The organism is Halorientalis pallida (assembly GCF_004118325.1).
GTDB lineage: Archaea > Halobacteriota > Halobacteria > Halobacteriales > Haloarculaceae > Halorientalis > Halorientalis pallida.
This window is the reverse complement of record NZ_RDFA01000004.1, coordinates 137594-153011: the sequence shown is the minus strand read 5'-3', so window position 1 is coordinate 153011 and position 15418 is coordinate 137594. Positions and strand designations below refer to the sequence as shown.

Genomic DNA, 15418 nt, shown 5'->3' with positions numbered 1-15418 from the left:
ATTTGTCCAAGGATTTAAGTCGCCAGGTGTTACTACTATAAAAGTGCGATGACACGGTCCACCCGTCAGCGGGAGCGCGAGCGCGAGGCCGAGACCGAATCACAAGATCAGGAGGGGGTACGTGCGTGTCCGGAGTGTAACTCGGACAACCTGGTCAAGGACGCCGACCGTGGCGAACTGATATGTGACGACTGTGGTCTGGTCGTCGAGGAGGAGAACATCGATCCCGGACCGGAGTGGCGGGCGTTCAATCATCAGGAACGACAGGAGAAGTCCCGGGTCGGTGCCCCGACGACGAAGACGATGCACGACAAGGGGCTGACGACCACCATCGACTGGAAAGACAAGGACGCCTACGGGCGCTCGATCTCCTCGAAAAAGCGGAGTCAGATGCACCGCTTGCGGAAGTGGCAGGAGCGAATCCGGACGAAAGACGCCGGCGAGCGAAACCTCCAGTTCGCCCTCTCGGAGATCGACCGCATGGCCTCCGCACTCGGCGTTCCCCGATCGGTGCGGGAGGTCGCCTCCGTCATCTACCGACGAGCCCTGAGCGAGGACCTGATCCGGGGTCGATCCATCGAGGGCGTCGCCACGAGCGCACTCTACGCGGCCTGCCGGAAGGAAGGTATCCCGCGAAGTCTGGAAGAGATTTCGGAGGTTTCCAGGGTCGAGCGCAAGGAGATCGGACGAACGTACCGATACATCAGCCAGGAACTCGGCCTGGAGATGGAACCGGTCGACCCGAAGAAGTACGTCCCGCGCTTTTGTTCCGAACTCGATCTCAGCGAGGAAGTCCAGTCCAAGGCCAACGAGATCATCGAGACGACTGCCGAGAAAGGGCTACTCTCCGGGAAATCGCCCACCGGCTACGCGGCGGCGGCCATCTACGCCGCCTCGCTTTTGTGCAACGAGAAGAAGACCCAGCGGGAAGTCGCCGACGTGGCGCAGGTCACCGAGGTCACCATCCGGAACCGCTACCAGGAACAGATCGAAGCCATGGGCATCCACAGTTAGCCCCACCCTCTTCGGTTTTCGCCGGCCGTGAGCGACTGGTCTCCCGTCGGCCGGTCCCGCGTCCCCCTCACTCTGACCGGGGACCGCCCGTCGTCGGCAGTCGAATCGAGACGGTCGTCCCGGACTGAGCCACCTCGAACGCCACGTCGCCGCCGAGCAGCGTCACGCCCCAGTGGATGAGCCACAGGCCGACGCCGCTCCCGTGGTCGAGTGCGGTCTCGCCACCGTCCTCGATCACGCGGCGCTCGTGTTCGGGGATGCCGGGGCCGTCGTCCCGGACCTGAATCCGAAGCGAGTCGGGATCGCCGTCGTCCGCGGTGACGGTGACCTGCGGTTCACCCTCCTCGTTGTGCTCGATGGCGTTCTCCAGTACGCTCGTGAACACGAGCGTCAGGACTTCGGGGTCGGTGTGGAGCGTCACGGACGCACCCACGTCGAGGTCGACCCGTGCGTCGGGGTGGTTCGCCCGTACGTCGCGAACCACGTCGTCGAGAACGTCACGCAGGCTGACGGAGTGATAACTCGCGTCCTCGAGCGCCTGTGCGGCCCAGCGGGCCTTCTCCCCGAGGTCGACGAGTTCGTCGGAGATGTCCTCGATGGCCGCGGCGTGGCCGCGTCGCTCCGGATCGGTCAGCGTGAGTTCCAGTTCCTGTGCGTGGAGCTGGACCACGTTCAGGTCGTTGCGGAGGTTGTGCCGGAGGATGCGGTTCAGGACTTCCAGGCGCTGTTTGCGCTGGATCTCGGCCGTCACGTCCTGCATGATGACGGTGAAGCCGCCGTGGAGGCCGCTTCTCGTCTCGAACGGCGAGAAGACGAGTTTGAACGTCTGTCGCTCCCCGCCGACGAGGAGGTCGACGCGCTGTTCCTCGGCCGCCATCGCCAGGTCCTGGCCCAGCAGGTCGTCGAGCGGCCGCCCCAGCGCCGGATCGGGATCGACGTCGAACATCCGGACGGCGGCGGCGTTGGCGTCGATGACTCGCCCGTCGTCGGCGACGATGAACACGGGACTGCCGAGTTCGTCCAGGGCCGCCCGTTCGCCGGCCCGGCGGAGTCCGGGCGGCAACTCGAACATGTCCCGGCCGAACAGCGCGTACACGTCCAGCGTGAGGTGGGGGAGAAAGGAGAGCGCGACGAGGTTCAACTGCGGGTAGGGGCCGATTCCGAGCAACCAGATCAGACTCGCGACGATGGGGAAGAGTGGCGTCGTCGCGATGGCGACGGCCTGCCGGCGGTAGGACGGGCCGTAGCTGGCGACGGTCTCGACGAGCACGACGATCCCGATGCCCACGACGAGGTAGGTGACGCCGGCGACGGCGAAGAGGAGCGGTTCCTTGTCGTACAGCACCGTGGCGGACCCCAACACCGGGTCGAGTCGGAAGTTCGTCCACAGCAGCCGATGGACTGGGTTCGAGAGGAGCAGCGCCGTCCCGACCCCCTGGGCGACCACCAGACAGCGAACCCACCAGCTGTGGAGCAGGTGGGCGCGACCGGTGTAGGTGAGCGCGAACGAGAGGAAGAACACGGCCGTCCAGAGGAGGGTGGTGAGCGCAGCCATCTCGAACAGGAGGCGGAGACCCTGGTCGAACACGAGCAGCGACGCGCCGAACGCGAACGTCGTCGCCGCCATGAGGACGACCACTCCGGCCCACAGCTGTGCCCCAGGCCGCGACCGGAACGACCAGACCGGGCCGAGCAACCCCAGAATGGCCACGCCGGTCCCGAAGTGAGCGATGGCGAGCCAGGAGACCCCCAGGGGCATGTCCGTGAGGAGTGAACACACAGACTCTTAATTCTAGTCTCGTTTCACGACAGTCGAGACAAGCGAGCGGTCGATATCGACCGCGCGAACGGGCTCCGACCCCCACGGGACAGATTGATACGCCGGTGCCTCCAAGTGCGCGCAGATGCGGCTCGACGAGTTCATCGAGGACTTCCAACGAGACGAGGCAGCCGACCTGCGCCGGCTGGCCGCGGAGAAGTCCTACGCGATCACCGAGTACCTGGACGACGTGGAGCGCCAGCTCGACGAGACCGTCCAGGGCGACGCCCTCTTCGGGTCGACGGCCCCCTCGATCTTCGTCGGCCGGTCGAACTACCCCGACGTGTCGACCGGCCTGCTCTCCCCCGTGGCCGGTCCCGAGACCGACCCGACCGACTACGTGACCAGCGGCGAGTGGTACCAGCAGGGCTACTCCATCGACGACGTGTTCCAGCGCCGAACCGGTCTGCTCAACTCGACGCGATCCGCGAGCGTGAACGTCGCAGACGTGTGGGACGGCTTCGTCGGCGTGCAACGCGAGGTCGCCATCGCCGACGAACCCGTCGACGTGGAGATCGGCCTCGACGGCCAGCCCGATCTGGACGTTGACTTGGACGACATCGGCGCGCCCCGCGGTCCGCGTGCTCGCGCTCGCGACGCCGAACTCGCGGAGAACCCCTCCGTGCCCCTGGAGGTCGAGAAGACGCTCGAAGACGACGACTGGCGGGCCGACGGCGCGATGACCTACCTCTACCGCCGCGGCTTCGACGTGTACGAGATCAACAAGATCCTCTCGGCCGGCGCGCTCGGGCAGGGTGCCAATCGCCGACTCGTTCCGACCCGCTGGTCGATCACCGCCGTCGACGACACGGTGGGGCAGTACCTCCGGGGGACCATCCGCAACGCGAACTCTATCGACACGACCGAGGTCCGGGTCAACGAGTACATGGGTAACACCTACTGGGTGATCATGACGCCCGGCCAGTGGGAGTTCGAACTCGTGGAGCTGAAAGCGCCCGGGAGCATCTGGAACCCCGACCCCGACGCCGGGATGTACATGGCCGCCGACAGCGAGGGCTACGAGGGCCGCACCGACTACGTCGACGAGACCTCCGGCGCGTACTACGCCACTCGGCTCGCCGTCCTCGAACACCTCCAGGAACGCGGCCGGCAGGCCAAGGTCCTCGTGGTCCGGCACGCCTCTCCCGAGTACTGGGCCCCCGTCGGCGTCTGGCAGATCCGCGAGGGGGTCCGCCACGCCTTCGAGCAGGAACTGGGCGAGGCCGAGAGCTTCCGGGACGCCCTCACCGAACTCGCGCCGCACTTCCCGATCTCGCTGGCCCAGCTCCGCCGAAAGTCCGAGATGGTGTCGGGGTTGCAGGCACAGATATCGGACTTCTGAATCGGGCGAGTCCGGTTCCCGACAGAGTGAAGCGCCCGCCGTGAGTACCGGCGCGCATGGTCGCGCCTCCGTCGGTTCCGTCGCTGGCAGCCTTCCCCGCCGGTCCGCTGGTCGTCCCCGGTGTCCCGGGCGGGCCGGAACTGCTCGTCGTTCTGCTGGTCGCGATCCTCCTGTTCGGGGTCCCGCTGGTGGCGGTCGCCGGCGCGTATCTCTACCTGAAGCGTGACGTGACCATCGAGGAACTGGAGGGGCGTATCGCCGAACTCGAAGCCGAACGCGAGGGAAGCGTCGACGCCACTGGAACCGACGGCGAAGAGTCCTAGAGGTTCTGGAAGGCCTCGTCGACGAGTTCGCCAGTCGTGGCGACGATGTCGGCCCACGCCTCGTCGTCCTCGGCCAGGCCGAGCAGGCGGGCGACGCGCATGATCGAGAGGTGGTAGACTTCCTGCCGGCCGGGTTCGACCTCGCGGACGATCACGTTACACGGCATCAGCCCGCCGAGTTCGAGACACTCGTCGAGCGCGCGGTCGGCCACCTCCGGGTTGCAGGCCCCGAGAACGTAGTAGGGGTCGCGGTCGGCACCGATCTTCTCGGCGAGCATGTCCGAGACGGAGAACTCGACGGCGACGCCGAAGCCGGCGTCCGCGAACGTCTCGCGGGTGTGTTCGATGGCGGCCTCGTGGTCCATCGAAAGCGTCGCGCGTTTCTCGCCGATATCACCGGATTCGATCAGACTGGGGTCTATCGGAAGCGTCATCGTCGGATATCGGTCGCCGGGAGGGAAAAAGGTACCTCGGCCGTGCGAATGTGGTGTCACTCGGCCAGCGGGACGGGGCCGGTGCCGACGACCTCACGGACCGCCTCTTCGAACTCCTGGCGGCGCTGGAAGTAGGTCTCCTCGACCTCGTCGAGGACGTCGCCGAGTTCCTGCGGGCCGTCGGGCGTTCGGACGACCGTGTCGCCCTCGCGCTGCTGGATGTAGCTCTTCTTCGCGCCCCACATCAGTCGCGCCGAGACCTGCGCCAGCGGCACGCCATCGACCGGTTCGCCGGTGCCGAGTTCGACGGCGGGCTCCTCGTCTTCGGATTCGTCCTCAGCCATGCGCCACACTTCTCGGGGGCGCTGATTAGTTGTTTCGAAGCCCCCCGAGAACGGACACCGACGCGGGAGATCCGTCGGACACCCTACATCAGGTCGTCGAGTTCGTCGTTCTGGAACGCGTCTTCGGCGCTCTCCTGGGGTTCGTCCTGTTGTTTACTGGCCTCGCGGGCACGATCCATGAACTCCTGGACGCGCTGGGAGCGTTCGACGCCGCCCAGCAGGACGAGGGCGGCGATGCGTTCGCTACTGAGTGGGAAGTCACCGCCCCGAACTTCGAGGCTGCCGGTCTCCTCTTCGAGCCACTTGCGGGCGCGCTCGACACCTTTGCGGGCGATGCGGTCGGGGTGGCCGGCGATGACGAGGAGGGCTTTGTCGGCTTCGACGGCCTGGGGGAGAGAGGTGCCGGTGAGGAGGGCTTTGCGCGCGGTGGCGGTGATCGCGTTGATGTTCTCGCCGGCGTCCTCGTCGGCCAGCGCGGAGGCGTAGCCCAGCGAGGCGATGCCGCCGTTCTTGAGCGTGTTGATGATCTCGCTGGAGTCGACGACGGACTCGCCGACGCCCTCGACGATCTCGCCCGCCGCCAGTAGCAGACCGACCCGCTCGGCGATGCGGTCGTTGATCGCCGCGAAGCCCTCCTCGATGCTCTCGTCGGAGGTCTTCCAGGCGTCGTTGTCGATGACGAGCACGGAGTCGGCTTCCCGGGTGAAGGTCTTGAGCGAGCGGCCGGCGTTGGCCTGGTAGATCGCACCCTCGTCGCGGCCGGGGAGGACCGCGAGGCCGTAGACCGGCATCGTGTACACGCGCTTGAGTTCGCGGGCGAGCATGGGTGCGCCACCGCTCCCGGTGCCCCCGCCGAGGCCGGCGACGACGAAGACGGCGTCGGCCTGGCTGGTGACGCGGCCGTCGAGTTCGTCCATGACCTCGGTGGCCTCGGCCTGCATGATCTCGGCCCCGAGTTCGTTGTCGCCGCCGACGCCGTGTCCTTTCACCCGGTCTTGCCCGATCAACATCGTGTCGATGTCGAGATTCTGCAGGTCCGCGCGTGCCGTGTTGACGGCGAAGGCCCCCTGGACCGCCTCGAATCCGCGGTCGTAGTCGAATTGCGCGAGGGCCTGCGCGATCTTCCCTCCTGCTTGTCCGACACCAATCAGGACGACTTTCATATCGGCATAGTCGTGAGGCCGGCTAATCAAAGATGGGGTGACACGAAACCAGTCGCTCACTGCCTCCCGTCTGCCGCGTGTCTGACGGGTTGTTTTGTGGACTGCTCACGTACCGCCCCGCATGGCAAACCTGACGGACGTCTACGACGGCGGCGTCGGCGGCGTCGTGGGTCGACGCCGGCGGTTCCTCGGCCTGTCGCTGTTCGGCCTCGGGGCTGTGATGGTCGTCGCCGCCATCGTCGTCGCGACGACCGGACTGGCCGATCAGCTCGGCCTCACCACCTTCGGCGCACGCGAACTGGCCGGCGTCCTCGCAGGGCTGGGGTTGCCGGCGGCCTTCCTCGGGAGCTTCGCCGTCCTCCCCGCCTCGCGGCGCGCCCGGGCGGCGGCCCTCATCGGCGCGAGTCTCTCGGTGTTCGGCGTCGTCCTCTTCCGCGAGGCCTACCCCTACGAGTGGGTCGGCTCCGGGAGCGGCCCAGGCCTCACGCTCCCGGTGGTCGTCGTCTACTTCCTCGGGACGATCACGCTGTTCTGGTGCCTGTTCGTCGCCGTGGCCAACTTCAAGACGCGAACGGACCCCGGCGGCACTGTCCGCATGGAAGTGACCGACGAAGGGACCACCCGGATCCTCGAAGTCTCCGGCTCCGTCCCCGGACTGGGCGGGATCGGGCTGTTCGGGCAGAACCCCGACGGCGAAGTCCAGACCCAGACCAACCGGGAAGACGAAGATGACGTCCTCTACGCGCGCGGGGAGACCCACACCCCGACGGGCGGACAGACCGCAGCGAGCGACGGCGGTGCGGCCACCCAGCAGGGCGGGATGGCGGACGCCGAACCCGTCCCCGACGAGGTGGTCGAGGCCGCCTCGACCCGCGGCCAGCCCGACGCCTACTGTGGCAACTGCGAGCACTTCCAGTACGTCCGGGTCGACGGCGAGATCCGGCCCGCCTGCACCCTCCACACGGAGGTCATGAACGACATGGAAGCCTGCGACGACTGGCAGGCCAACAACTGACCTCCGACGTACGCCCGTCAGGCCGTCTCTTTCGTCCACCTCTTCTCCACGTCCCGGTTGGCGACCACGTGCCGATCACCGCTGTCGAGCTCGAACCGACCCTTCCGGAGCCCGATGTCGACGACGCCGGTCCCCGCGCTCGTCGTCACGGTGTCGCCGGAGTCGAAGTCGGGGTCCCGGAGCAGGTAGATGCCGGCGACGGTGTCCTCGATCATCTCCGAGAGGGCGTAGGAGACGCCGAGGGCGATGAACCCGACGGCGGTCCAGAGACTCGCGGCTAGGTCGCCCAGGCCGACGATGTTCAGCAGTGCGAGGCCGGCCCCGAACCACAGGAAGATGCTGACGACGAGGACGACCAGATCCACGACGAGCCCCTGCTCCCCGGCCGTGGTTCTTCGCAGGACCGACCGGAGCACGGTCGTCACGACCGTGATCCCGACGTAGGCGAGGACGACGAAGACGAGACTCCCGACCAACTGGGGGATCGCACCGACGAGACCGGCGACGAACCCCTCGAACGATCCGAGTACCAGTTCCGAGAGTTGCGCGCTCTGACTCACGCCCATATCAAGCGACGGTACGGTGATAGTGGGTGTCCCGGTGGCGCTCGACACAGAGCGGTCAGTCCTGCGGCACCGCGTCCGTCCTCCCGCCGGCATCCGGGAGTGTCTCCTCGACCTGCGTGTAGACCAGTGCCAGTGCCACCAGGCCCAGCACACCGCCGAACGCGAAGGGGACGACGAAGCCAAAGCGGACGAGATAGCCCGACAGCAGGGGGCCAAGCGCCGTCCCGAGCCCGAACGCCATCGTCAGCAAGGAGAGTTTCGTCCCGGACTGGCCCTCCCCGGTGAGGTCACCGGCCAGTGCCAGCCCCGGCGCGTACACCATCCCGACCGCGACCCCGTGGAGCGTCCGGGCGGCGAGCATCCCGACTGGCGTGGTCACGAGCCCCTGCGCGAGAACCGCGGGCGCGAGCAGGGCCGACCCGACCAGCAGGAAGGGTCTGCGGCCGTACCTGTCGCTGGCCCGGCCGATGGGGATCTGGAAGACGACGTTGGCGACGACGACCGCGGCGAACTGGAGACCGAAGAGGACCGGTGCCTGTCCGAGCCGGGCGTTGATCCGGCCCTGCAGGGTCGCGAAGAGCGCGATCCCCACGGACAGACACAGCGTCGCGACCGCCAGCGTGAACACCGGATCGAGCAGGTGCCGACCGCTGGGATCCCTGATCGCGAGTCCGAGGTCCTCGCCCGCGGTCGCCTGTGTCTCTTCGGGGTCGGAGACGAGCAGACTCACCAGCCCGAAACTCACCAGCGCCCCGACGACGGCGACGAGGAACGCGGCGTCGAATCCCGAGAGGCCGCCGACGACCGGGAACCGGTAGGGCCCCGCCTCGACGACCGTCCCGGCGACGACAGGGCCGAACCCGAACCCGAGCAGGCGGAACGTGTTGAACACGCCGAAGTTCCCGCCGCGACTGGCCTCGGTCGCGAGTTCGTTGACCAGCGCGATGGTGCAGGGGATCGTGAACGCCGCACCGACGCCCTGCAACATCCGGAGGACGACGATGACGGTGTAGTCGTCGGTGTAGAGGTAGCCCGCCGACGCGACGGCCAGCAACGCCAGCCCCAGCAGGACGTACAGCTTCCGCTTGCCCGTCCGGTCGGAGAGTCGGCCGGTGAAGGGCTGGCCGAAGCTGTTGAGCAGGCCAAAGAGCGAGAGCACGACGCCGATCAGGAGTTCTTCGGTGACGGCGAGGCCGACGACCGGGACGCTGGTTCCGACCAGGCCCGTGATGTCGACGCCGCCGCTGGCGATGAACAGCGGCAGGACGACGATCAGAAAGGAGTTGGCCACCGCGTCGGCCATCCGAGCCAGCGCGAGCACCAGTACCCGACGGTCCGTCCCGAACATCTGTCCACACACGGGGGCGCTCCTCGTATGGTCGTTGTGGTCCCGGCCGGCGGTTCCGACGCGGATCGCCCGGCCCCGGATCGCGGCGCGGGGTCTGTGGGATCCGAGGGGGTTTTAGGGGGGCATCCTGTAACTGGTAGCTAACATGGAGTTCTGTGACGAGTGCGGTTCGATGATGAAAACCGACGACGGAATGTGGATCTGCGGGAGTTGCGGGTACGAGACGCCGCGCGACTCGGAGAAAGAGGCGGCGATGACCTCCACCCAGTCCCAGGAAGAGAGCGAGGTCATCGACACCTCGGAGGTCGACGCCGAGGACATGGGCCCGACGACCGAGGCCCGGTGTCCCGAGTGTGGCAACGACCGCGCGTTCTGGGAAATGAAACAGATCCGAGCCGCCGACGAGAGCGAGACGAGATTTTTCACCTGTACAGAGTGTGAACACAAGTGGCGTGAGGACGATCACTGACGGATGAGCGGTGACGGGACCCCGCGGGTACCCGACGACCACCTCGACGGCTGGGCCGTCACCGACAGGTCGAGCGAGACCGTCTTCGAGCTCCCGGTCGCCCGCGTCGTCGGTCACACCGCCGTCTACGACGACGCGGACCTCCGGTCCACGGTCAGCACCCTCACCGGCGGTAGCGTCGACCGCATGTGGCGCTTTTTCTTCGCGACCCGACTGGAGTTCACGCCCGCGCTCCCTCCGGCAGTCGGGCCTGCGGCCGTCTTCACTACCGTCCGCACCCAGGCAAACAGCGTCTTCAAGAACCGACTGCTGGACCGCGGTTTCGGCGAGATCTCGAAGAACGGCCACGACCGCATCCGCGTCGAGACCGGCGACCGCGCCTCGCTGCAGGCCTACGAGGCGTCCATCGAGACCAGCGTCGTCGACGTGCCCGTCGAGGGGTACCTCGCCGTCTGGTCCAACGGCGGCGAGTTCCGCCTCGCCGGCGGTGCCTACCCGGCGGCGTCGCTGTCCGATCTGCTGGGCATCTCGATCCCCGGCATCGACATCGACCCCAACTCCTTCCGGCAGGAACTGCTCACCCTGGTCAAATCCGTCCGCTAGCGCCGGCGAACGGCCGCCGTGACGACCCCACGCGCCAGCAACTCGGTCCGCCCGTCACCGAGCCACCGGCTCACGCGTCCGGGATCGGCACCGACACCGAGCAACGCCACCTGGGTTTCCCCGACGTACACCTCCGCCGTGTACCCGCCGGTCCGTAGCGTCGCGTCGAGTCGCTCCAGCGTCTCCCCCTCGGTCCGGACGATCCGGACGGCTTCCCGGAACCGTTCGATCTCGATGTAGACCGGTCCACCGACCGACGGGAGTCGCAGGCGCGCATCGTCGAGGTCCATCAACAGGTTGGCGGCGGTCTCCACGGCCGGCGCGGTCGCCAGCGTGAGCGCGCCGTCGACGACGCCGAGCAGGCCCTGCCGGTCCGGCTCGCGTCGGTCGGACATGGCTCACTCCCGTCGAGCGAACGTCAGGAAGCCGGTGTGGCCGACGCCCGCCGTCGACGGCCGCGACCCCCGGTCGTCGAAGTCCATCTCCCGCTGGATGGTCTCCAGCGTCTCGACCCCCTCCAGCCCGACGCCGCGCGCGGTCCGGGCGACCTCGCGGGTCCCCTCGACGAACGGCGAGTACACCGCGAGACACCCGCCCGGCGTCAGTAGGTCCGCGGCGTGTTCGACCACCGTCGCCGCGTCCTCGGTATCGAGCGTCAGCACGTCAACCGGTCCCACGTCGAGGTGCTCGGTCACGTCGCCCGTGCGCACGTCGACTGTGTCGGCGACGCCGGCCAGTGCCATATTCTCGCGGGCCACCTCGGCGAACTCGGCGTCCTGTTCGTAGGTGATCACGTCGGCTCCCGCTCGGCCCATGTACGCCGCGAGGACGCCGGTGCCAGTCCCCGCGTCCAGCACCGTGTCGCCCGCGGAGACGCCGGTGTGGCCCATGATCAGCCCCACGTCACGGGGCATCATCGGCGCGCCCGTGCGCTCGAAATGGTTGAAACAGTCCGGGCCCCGCAGTTCACGAACCGTGAACGCCTCGTCGAGGTGGGTCGTGACGACCTCGCCCGCCGCGGCGTCCTCGGGTACTTCGAGAATCCCCAGATCCGTCTCCAGAGTCTCCCCCCGTTCCAGGAGGTACTCGCGGTCGTCCCGGACCAGCAACAGCGCCACGTTACTCCAGGCGCTCGACGGCCGCCGCGAGGTTGCCGTCCTCTTCCTCGAGGGCCTCGCGGGCGTCGTCTTCGCTCACACCGGCACGGTTGGCGACGATCTCCACGTCGGCGTCGGGGATGCCGCCGTTCCCGCCCGAGTCGCCGTCACCGCTCTCGACCGCCGACGCCTCGCCGGCCTCGCGGGTCTCGGGCGTGCCGATGACTTGGTAGGTCTCCTGGCCCTGGGCGTCCATCCGCTGGACTTCGGCGTCGGTGAAGACGAGCTCCTCGTCGGCCGTGCGGATGATCACTTCCTCGGCGTCGAGCTCGTCGATGTCGATGCCGAACTGGTCCATCATCTGTTGCATCTTCTGCGGATCGAAGCCGCCTCCTCCGAACATACCCGGGAGGTTGCGCCCTGCACTCAAAATCTCTTCGCAACCACCTTTTTCCCGAGGGGGTCGCGGCTCCGCCGCGACCCGCTCGGCGCAAAAACGTTCTCAGAAATCTGATATTTCTGGTGGGTGGTTCGAGAGACGCCATCGGCGTCTCTCGTCATCCCGAAAGACGCAGTCTTTCGGACGACTGTACGAGAGCTTCGCTCTCGTGAACGTGGGCGAAAAAAGCGGAACTCGCGCACAGTGCGAGTTGCGGTGCTGTGCTGCGGTCCCTATCCCACTCTGCTGTCGACGGTCACCGTGACCGTCGTCGAACCGCCAGACGTACCGCAGGATGTCACCGTTGGGATCGGTGGCCCCACTTGCGTCGAATTGCACGTCGAGTGGAGCCCGGCCAGCATCCGGAGACGCCTCCGCGACGGCAGTGGGCGGTCGTGGCTCACCCAGACTCCCGTTTTCGGTCCCGGGTTCGCTCGGTTCGTCTCGACTCCCGTTTTCGGTCCCGGGTTCGCGGTCGGTGTCGTCCTCCTCGTCAGACGGCGCGTCCGTCTCGTCGACGAGTTCCAGACTCTCTACCCGTCCACAGTTCGTGCCGGTGTTCTGATCGTCGACCAGGATGTTCGTCTGCAGGTCACAGGTGTACGCGACTGGACTCTCGCCCGGGAGCTCGAATTCGATGTCATGGAGGCTGAACACGAACTTTCCTTCCGTCCGGAGTTCGGTGTGTTCGCCCTGCCGAACGTGACTCCCGAACCAGTCGTCGACGTTCTCGTTTTGCATCTCGACGGCGTAGACCGCGTCCTCGGTTTCGCCGGGTTCGAGAACCCGTTCCCCGAACACGTCACTGTCCGTGAAGTCGCCAGGGTTTCGCAGCGACGTATCGTTCCCCTCGGCGGCGAACAGCTCCACGTCGTTCATCTCGACGTCCACGCCCAGGTTGGACGGTGCAGCCGGGACGGGGACGTCCCCGGGATTGTGTATCCGGAAGTGGAAGTACACGGTCGTCGTCTCCTCGCTAACCGGTCCCCACGCGGCCCGGCCATCTCGAACCTCGTATCCGGCCCTGAGTTCGCTGTCCGGGTCGGTCACGTATCCTCCCGAGCGGAGGGACGTCAACGCGACGCCGGTCCGCTCGCTGACCCTGTCGGGCGAGAGCGTCTCCGTGTACGTCCCTTCGGTTCCGCTGGCCACCTCGGAGAGGGCGGTTATGATCGGTGTCTCACCGGCCAGGAGCGTGTCCTCGTGTGTCGGGAAGTCGGCCGTCGCCGAGACCGGTCCACTCACTCTCGTGGCTGTGTCTACCTCGAGTGGTATCGTCTCGTTGTCTCGAACGAATGCGACCCACCAGGGCGGAATATTTCGGTTCCGAATGTCGGTCGAAAGCTGAACGGTGCCGTTTCCCGGCGGGATGTCTATCCCGCTCTTCTCACCGCTGGCCAGGCGCACGTCGTTCAGAGAGAGCTGGTAGGACACTTCGACGGAGTCGCCGACCGTGAGGCCGACTGGATTCGGGTTGTTCACCCAGACTGTGGTGACGACTTCCGTTCGCTCCTCACTGACGGATCCCCAGTCCCCGCGGTCTTCGAGGCCGGCCGACGGCGTCCCGAGCACGCCGGTGAGAAACGCGGCGCCTACCCCCGCCACCACGACCGTCATCAGCAACACACCGATTCCTACCGTCCGCGCGAGGCTCATGTTCCACGCGACGGCACGCCGATTAATATCGCCTGTACCGATTACGGCTGTGGATACCCTTGCTGGTACGAGAACGTTATCGAGCCCGAAACCCGCGCGTCCCCCATTCCGAATATCCTTCGTGGCCCTGAATGGCCTCTCACCGCCATCGAACTGTCCGCGACAGCCCTACTCGGCCGCCTCGTCCTCGGCCGGCCCGACCCCGTGGCGGACGAACACTGCCATCCCGGTCTCGAAGTCGAGCATGTCCTCGCCGGCCAGTTCCGCGCGGCCGACGCCGAGCAGGGTGTCGTCGTCGCGGACGACCGCCACTTCGTCGCCCGGCCGGATTGCCGGATCGGCCCGCTTCACGAACTTCGCGAAGGTGTTGCGCCCCTCCCGGACGAACGGGTCGCTGTCTTCGCCGACCACCACGCGATGCGTGGGATCGTCGAGCGCGTCGAGCAGGCGTCGCGAACCGGCCGGACTGAGCGTAAACCGGCCGTCCACCGCGTAGGTCACCAGTCGGCCGCCGTCGGCGACCACCTGCTGTGGGCGGCCGGACGTCGTCCGATAGACCTCCAGGTCCTCCGCGGCGGGAAACAGCGCCGCGCCCGCGCCCGCACCGAACTGGTAATCCGCGACCCGGCGGAGCATCCGCCCGTCCTCGTCGTTCATCGACTCCCCGTTGCCGAGCCAGCGACTAAACACCTTCCACCCGCGGTGAGAACTGTGCTTTTCGTTACCAATCGACGTGGTAATCGCTCCCTGTCACGAGGTATCGTCGCCCACGCCGGTGGTTTTGGATGGATTTATAGGCGAGAATTACATACTCCCGGGCAACATGCCAAACAACTCGACGAAAATCGTGGCCGGTGCGGTCTTGCTGCTGATCGGTTCGGCGCTGATCCTCGGGGCGGGGCTCCGGCAGGTTCCGCTGCCGGCCATCGCCGGGAGTATCGCGGCGCTGTTGCTCGCGGCCGGATCGGTGCTGCTGGGGACCTCCGAAGGCGGCCAGCCGGTCTAGAGCAAGAACGTCTCCTGTTCTTCGCTGAGGTCGCGGAAGGTGTCCGCTGCCTCGATCAGTTCGTCGGCGGTCGACTCGCGGAACGCCATGATCTCGACCTTGCACCCCTCGTGTTTCAGGTGGCGACAGAGCCGCGAGAAGTCGCCGTCGCCGGTACAGAGGACCACGGTGTCGACGTGATCGGCCAGCGTCACCGCGTCCAGGCTCATCCCAACGTCCCAGTCGGCCTTCTTCGAGCCGTCTCCGAAGGTCTTGATGTCCTTGATCTTCGTCTCGAACCCGATGTCGACCAGTGCCTCGAAGAAACTCTCCTCGTCCTCGGCTTCGGCGCGGATCACGTAGGCGATCGCACGTGTCAGCTCGCGGTCGTTGACGCCTTCTTCCAGCAGTGACGCGTAGTCGATGTTGCGCGTATAGAGACTCCGGGCGGTGTGATAGAGGTTCTGCGCGTCGGCGAGCATCGCCACGCGCTGCCCGGGATGCACGTCAGTCATACGCGGTGTTTGGAGAGCCCGCCGGATAAACCCTGTCGGACGGGCGACGCTCCCGAACTGCCGGGGAAGTGTCGCAACGCCTAAGTCGTCTCGTCACAGTCGCTGGTGTATGCAACGGGCCACGCTGGAACTCGCTGGGTCGTCGACCAGCCACCGGTGTGGCGCGGTCCGTTTTCGGGGGACCAGCAAACTGAAACGCGCGCGGTAGGCTCACGGCGGGCGTAGCACCCCTGTCGCGGGCCGTGTTCGTTGTCTCGCGCGCACCGATCTCCGACCGACCCCCACC

The 15418-nt window shown here is 67.0% G+C and carries 19 protein-coding genes; 7 read left to right on the top strand and 12 right to left on the bottom strand.

The window, feature by feature from the left end:
• Window positions 1–48 precede the first annotated feature (48 nt).
• Window positions 49–1014: a transcription initiation factor IIB gene (locus tag EAF64_RS12355; RefSeq protein ID WP_129069306.1), complete on the top strand. Its 966-nt coding sequence runs from the start codon at window positions 49–51 to the stop codon at window positions 1012–1014.
• Between the two features lie 67 nt (window positions 1015–1081).
• Here the strand turns inward: EAF64_RS12355 and EAF64_RS12350 are convergent, their stop codons facing one another.
• The gene (locus EAF64_RS12350) at window positions 1082–2773 is read right to left on the bottom strand and encodes a histidine kinase N-terminal 7TM domain-containing protein (protein ID WP_129069305.1); all 1692 of its coding nucleotides are present in this window, start codon (window positions 2771–2773) and stop codon (window positions 1082–1084) included.
• Between the two features lie 145 nt (window positions 2774–2918).
• Here EAF64_RS12350 and nreA point away from each other — a divergent pair, with 145 nt between their 5' ends.
• Both nreA and EAF64_RS12340 read left to right on the top strand, forming a co-directional pair.
• Window positions 2919–4175 carry a DNA repair protein NreA gene (gene nreA, locus EAF64_RS12345; RefSeq protein ID WP_129069304.1) on the top strand — a complete coding sequence of 419 codons (1257 nt, stop codon included), beginning with the start codon at window positions 2919–2921 and terminating at the stop codon, window positions 4173–4175.
• 56 nt (window positions 4176–4231) lie between these two features.
• Window positions 4232–4498 carry a preprotein translocase subunit TatA gene (locus tag EAF64_RS12340; RefSeq protein WP_129069303.1) on the top strand — a complete coding sequence of 89 codons (267 nt, stop codon included), beginning with the start codon at window positions 4232–4234 and terminating at the stop codon, window positions 4496–4498.
• On the opposite strand, the gene EAF64_RS12335 is transcribed toward EAF64_RS12340, so the two are convergent.
• The 3 genes from EAF64_RS12335 to EAF64_RS12325 form a co-directional block, all read right to left on the bottom strand.
• Complete coding sequence (locus EAF64_RS12335; protein ID WP_129069302.1) at window positions 4495–4932, bottom strand: DUF302 domain-containing protein; 438 nt, start codon at window positions 4930–4932, stop codon at window positions 4495–4497. The two genes, EAF64_RS12340 and EAF64_RS12335, sit on opposite strands and share 4 nt — an antisense overlap.
• 56 nt (window positions 4933–4988) lie before the next feature.
• Window positions 4989–5276: a DUF5789 family protein gene (locus EAF64_RS12330; RefSeq protein WP_129069301.1), complete on the bottom strand. Its 288-nt coding sequence runs from the start codon at window positions 5274–5276 to the stop codon at window positions 4989–4991.
• 83 nt (window positions 5277–5359) lie between these two features.
• The gene (locus EAF64_RS12325; RefSeq protein WP_129069300.1) at window positions 5360–6439 is read right to left on the bottom strand and encodes a tubulin/FtsZ family protein; all 1080 of its coding nucleotides are present in this window, start codon (window positions 6437–6439) and stop codon (window positions 5360–5362) included.
• Window positions 6440–6560: 121 nt separating this feature from the next.
• Between EAF64_RS12325 and EAF64_RS12320 the strand changes: the two genes are divergently transcribed.
• Window positions 6561–7454 carry a DUF7139 domain-containing protein gene (locus EAF64_RS12320; RefSeq protein ID WP_129069299.1) on the top strand — a complete coding sequence of 298 codons (894 nt, stop codon included), beginning with the start codon at window positions 6561–6563 and terminating at the stop codon, window positions 7452–7454.
• A gap of 17 nt (window positions 7455–7471) precedes the next feature.
• Here the strand turns inward: EAF64_RS12320 and EAF64_RS12315 are convergent, their stop codons facing one another.
• Complete coding sequence (locus EAF64_RS12315; RefSeq protein ID WP_129069298.1) at window positions 7472–8020, bottom strand: mechanosensitive ion channel family protein; 549 nt, start codon at window positions 8018–8020, stop codon at window positions 7472–7474.
• A gap of 55 nt (window positions 8021–8075) precedes the next feature.
• Window positions 8076–9368 (bottom strand): MFS transporter, encoded by a 1293-nt coding sequence (locus tag EAF64_RS12310; protein ID WP_129069297.1) that lies wholly within the window; start codon window positions 9366–9368, stop codon window positions 8076–8078.
• A 145-nt stretch (window positions 9369–9513) separates the two neighbouring features.
• On the opposite strand from EAF64_RS12310, the gene EAF64_RS12305 reads away from it, so the two are divergent.
• Together EAF64_RS12305 and EAF64_RS12300 are read left to right on the top strand one after the other, a co-directional pair.
• Window positions 9514–9837, top strand: coding sequence for a transcription factor S (locus EAF64_RS12305; protein ID WP_129069296.1), 324 nt, complete (start codon window positions 9514–9516; stop codon window positions 9835–9837).
• A gap of 3 nt (window positions 9838–9840) precedes the next feature.
• Window positions 9841–10440 carry a hypothetical protein gene (locus EAF64_RS12300; protein WP_129069295.1) on the top strand — a complete coding sequence of 200 codons (600 nt, stop codon included), beginning with the start codon at window positions 9841–9843 and terminating at the stop codon, window positions 10438–10440.
• Here the strand turns inward: EAF64_RS12300 and EAF64_RS12295 are convergent.
• From EAF64_RS12295 to EAF64_RS12275, 5 genes are all read right to left on the bottom strand, one after another.
• The gene (locus tag EAF64_RS12295; protein ID WP_129069294.1) at window positions 10437–10835 is read right to left on the bottom strand and encodes a hypothetical protein; all 399 of its coding nucleotides are present in this window, start codon (window positions 10833–10835) and stop codon (window positions 10437–10439) included. The genes EAF64_RS12300 and EAF64_RS12295 overlap by 4 nt on opposite strands.
• A gap of 3 nt (window positions 10836–10838) precedes the next feature.
• Complete coding sequence (locus EAF64_RS12290) at window positions 10839–11558, bottom strand: methyltransferase domain-containing protein (protein ID WP_129069293.1); 720 nt, start codon at window positions 11556–11558, stop codon at window positions 10839–10841.
• Between the two features lies 1 nt (window position 11559).
• Window positions 11560–11940: a nascent polypeptide-associated complex protein gene (locus EAF64_RS12285; RefSeq protein ID WP_129069292.1), complete on the bottom strand. Its 381-nt coding sequence runs from the start codon at window positions 11938–11940 to the stop codon at window positions 11560–11562.
• A 99-nt stretch (window positions 11941–12039) separates the two neighbouring features.
• Window positions 12040–13632: an LEA type 2 family protein gene (locus EAF64_RS12280; RefSeq protein WP_129069291.1), complete on the bottom strand. Its 1593-nt coding sequence runs from the start codon at window positions 13630–13632 to the stop codon at window positions 12040–12042.
• A gap of 168 nt (window positions 13633–13800) precedes the next feature.
• Window positions 13801–14289 (bottom strand): PUA domain-containing protein, encoded by a 489-nt coding sequence (locus EAF64_RS12275; protein WP_129069290.1) that lies wholly within the window; start codon window positions 14287–14289, stop codon window positions 13801–13803.
• Window positions 14290–14455: 166 nt separating this feature from the next.
• On the opposite strand from EAF64_RS12275, the gene EAF64_RS12270 reads away from it, so the two are divergent.
• Window positions 14456–14638, top strand: a complete 183-nt coding sequence (locus EAF64_RS12270; RefSeq protein WP_129069289.1) for a hypothetical protein — start codon at window positions 14456–14458, stop codon at window positions 14636–14638.
• Here the strand turns inward: EAF64_RS12270 and EAF64_RS12265 are convergent.
• Window positions 14635–15132, bottom strand: coding sequence for a LabA-like NYN domain-containing protein (locus tag EAF64_RS12265; RefSeq protein WP_129069288.1), 498 nt, complete (start codon window positions 15130–15132; stop codon window positions 14635–14637). The genes EAF64_RS12270 and EAF64_RS12265 overlap by 4 nt on opposite strands.
• Window positions 15133–15418 lie beyond the last annotated feature (286 nt).

Excerpts from the sequence above, each read along its gene's own strand:
- EAF64_RS12355 (WP_129069306.1), top strand. The coding sequence starts at position 49 with ATGACACGGTCCACCCGTCAGCGGGAGCGCGAGCGCGAGGCCGAGACC.
- EAF64_RS12350 (WP_129069305.1), bottom strand. The coding sequence starts at position 2,773 with ATGCCCCTGGGGGTCTCCTGGCTCGCCATCGCTCACTTCGGGACCGGC.
- nreA (WP_129069304.1), top strand. The coding sequence starts at position 2,919 with ATGCGGCTCGACGAGTTCATCGAGGACTTCCAACGAGACGAGGCAGCC.
- EAF64_RS12340 (WP_129069303.1), top strand. The coding sequence starts at position 4,232 with ATGGTCGCGCCTCCGTCGGTTCCGTCGCTGGCAGCCTTCCCCGCCGGT.
- EAF64_RS12335 (WP_129069302.1), bottom strand. The coding sequence starts at position 4,932 with ATGACGCTTCCGATAGACCCCAGTCTGATCGAATCCGGTGATATCGGC.
- EAF64_RS12330 (WP_129069301.1), bottom strand. The coding sequence starts at position 5,276 with ATGGCTGAGGACGAATCCGAAGACGAGGAGCCCGCCGTCGAACTCGGC.
- EAF64_RS12325 (WP_129069300.1), bottom strand. The coding sequence starts at position 6,439 with ATGAAAGTCGTCCTGATTGGTGTCGGACAAGCAGGAGGGAAGATCGCG.
- EAF64_RS12320 (WP_129069299.1), top strand. The coding sequence starts at position 6,561 with ATGGCAAACCTGACGGACGTCTACGACGGCGGCGTCGGCGGCGTCGTG.
- EAF64_RS12315 (WP_129069298.1), bottom strand. The coding sequence starts at position 8,020 with ATGGGCGTGAGTCAGAGCGCGCAACTCTCGGAACTGGTACTCGGATCG.
- EAF64_RS12310 (WP_129069297.1), bottom strand. The coding sequence starts at position 9,368 with ATGTTCGGGACGGACCGTCGGGTACTGGTGCTCGCGCTGGCTCGGATG.
- EAF64_RS12305 (WP_129069296.1), top strand. The coding sequence starts at position 9,514 with ATGGAGTTCTGTGACGAGTGCGGTTCGATGATGAAAACCGACGACGGA.
- EAF64_RS12300 (WP_129069295.1), top strand. The coding sequence starts at position 9,841 with ATGAGCGGTGACGGGACCCCGCGGGTACCCGACGACCACCTCGACGGC.
- EAF64_RS12295 (WP_129069294.1), bottom strand. The coding sequence starts at position 10,835 with ATGTCCGACCGACGCGAGCCGGACCGGCAGGGCCTGCTCGGCGTCGTC.
- EAF64_RS12285 (WP_129069292.1), bottom strand. The coding sequence starts at position 11,940 with ATGTTCGGAGGAGGCGGCTTCGATCCGCAGAAGATGCAACAGATGATG.
- EAF64_RS12280 (WP_129069291.1), bottom strand. The coding sequence starts at position 13,632 with ATGAGCCTCGCGCGGACGGTAGGAATCGGTGTGTTGCTGATGACGGTC.
- EAF64_RS12275 (WP_129069290.1), bottom strand. The coding sequence starts at position 14,289 with ATGAACGACGAGGACGGGCGGATGCTCCGCCGGGTCGCGGATTACCAG.
- EAF64_RS12270 (WP_129069289.1), top strand. The coding sequence starts at position 14,456 with ATGCCAAACAACTCGACGAAAATCGTGGCCGGTGCGGTCTTGCTGCTG.
- EAF64_RS12265 (WP_129069288.1), bottom strand. The coding sequence starts at position 15,132 with ATGACTGACGTGCATCCCGGGCAGCGCGTGGCGATGCTCGCCGACGCG.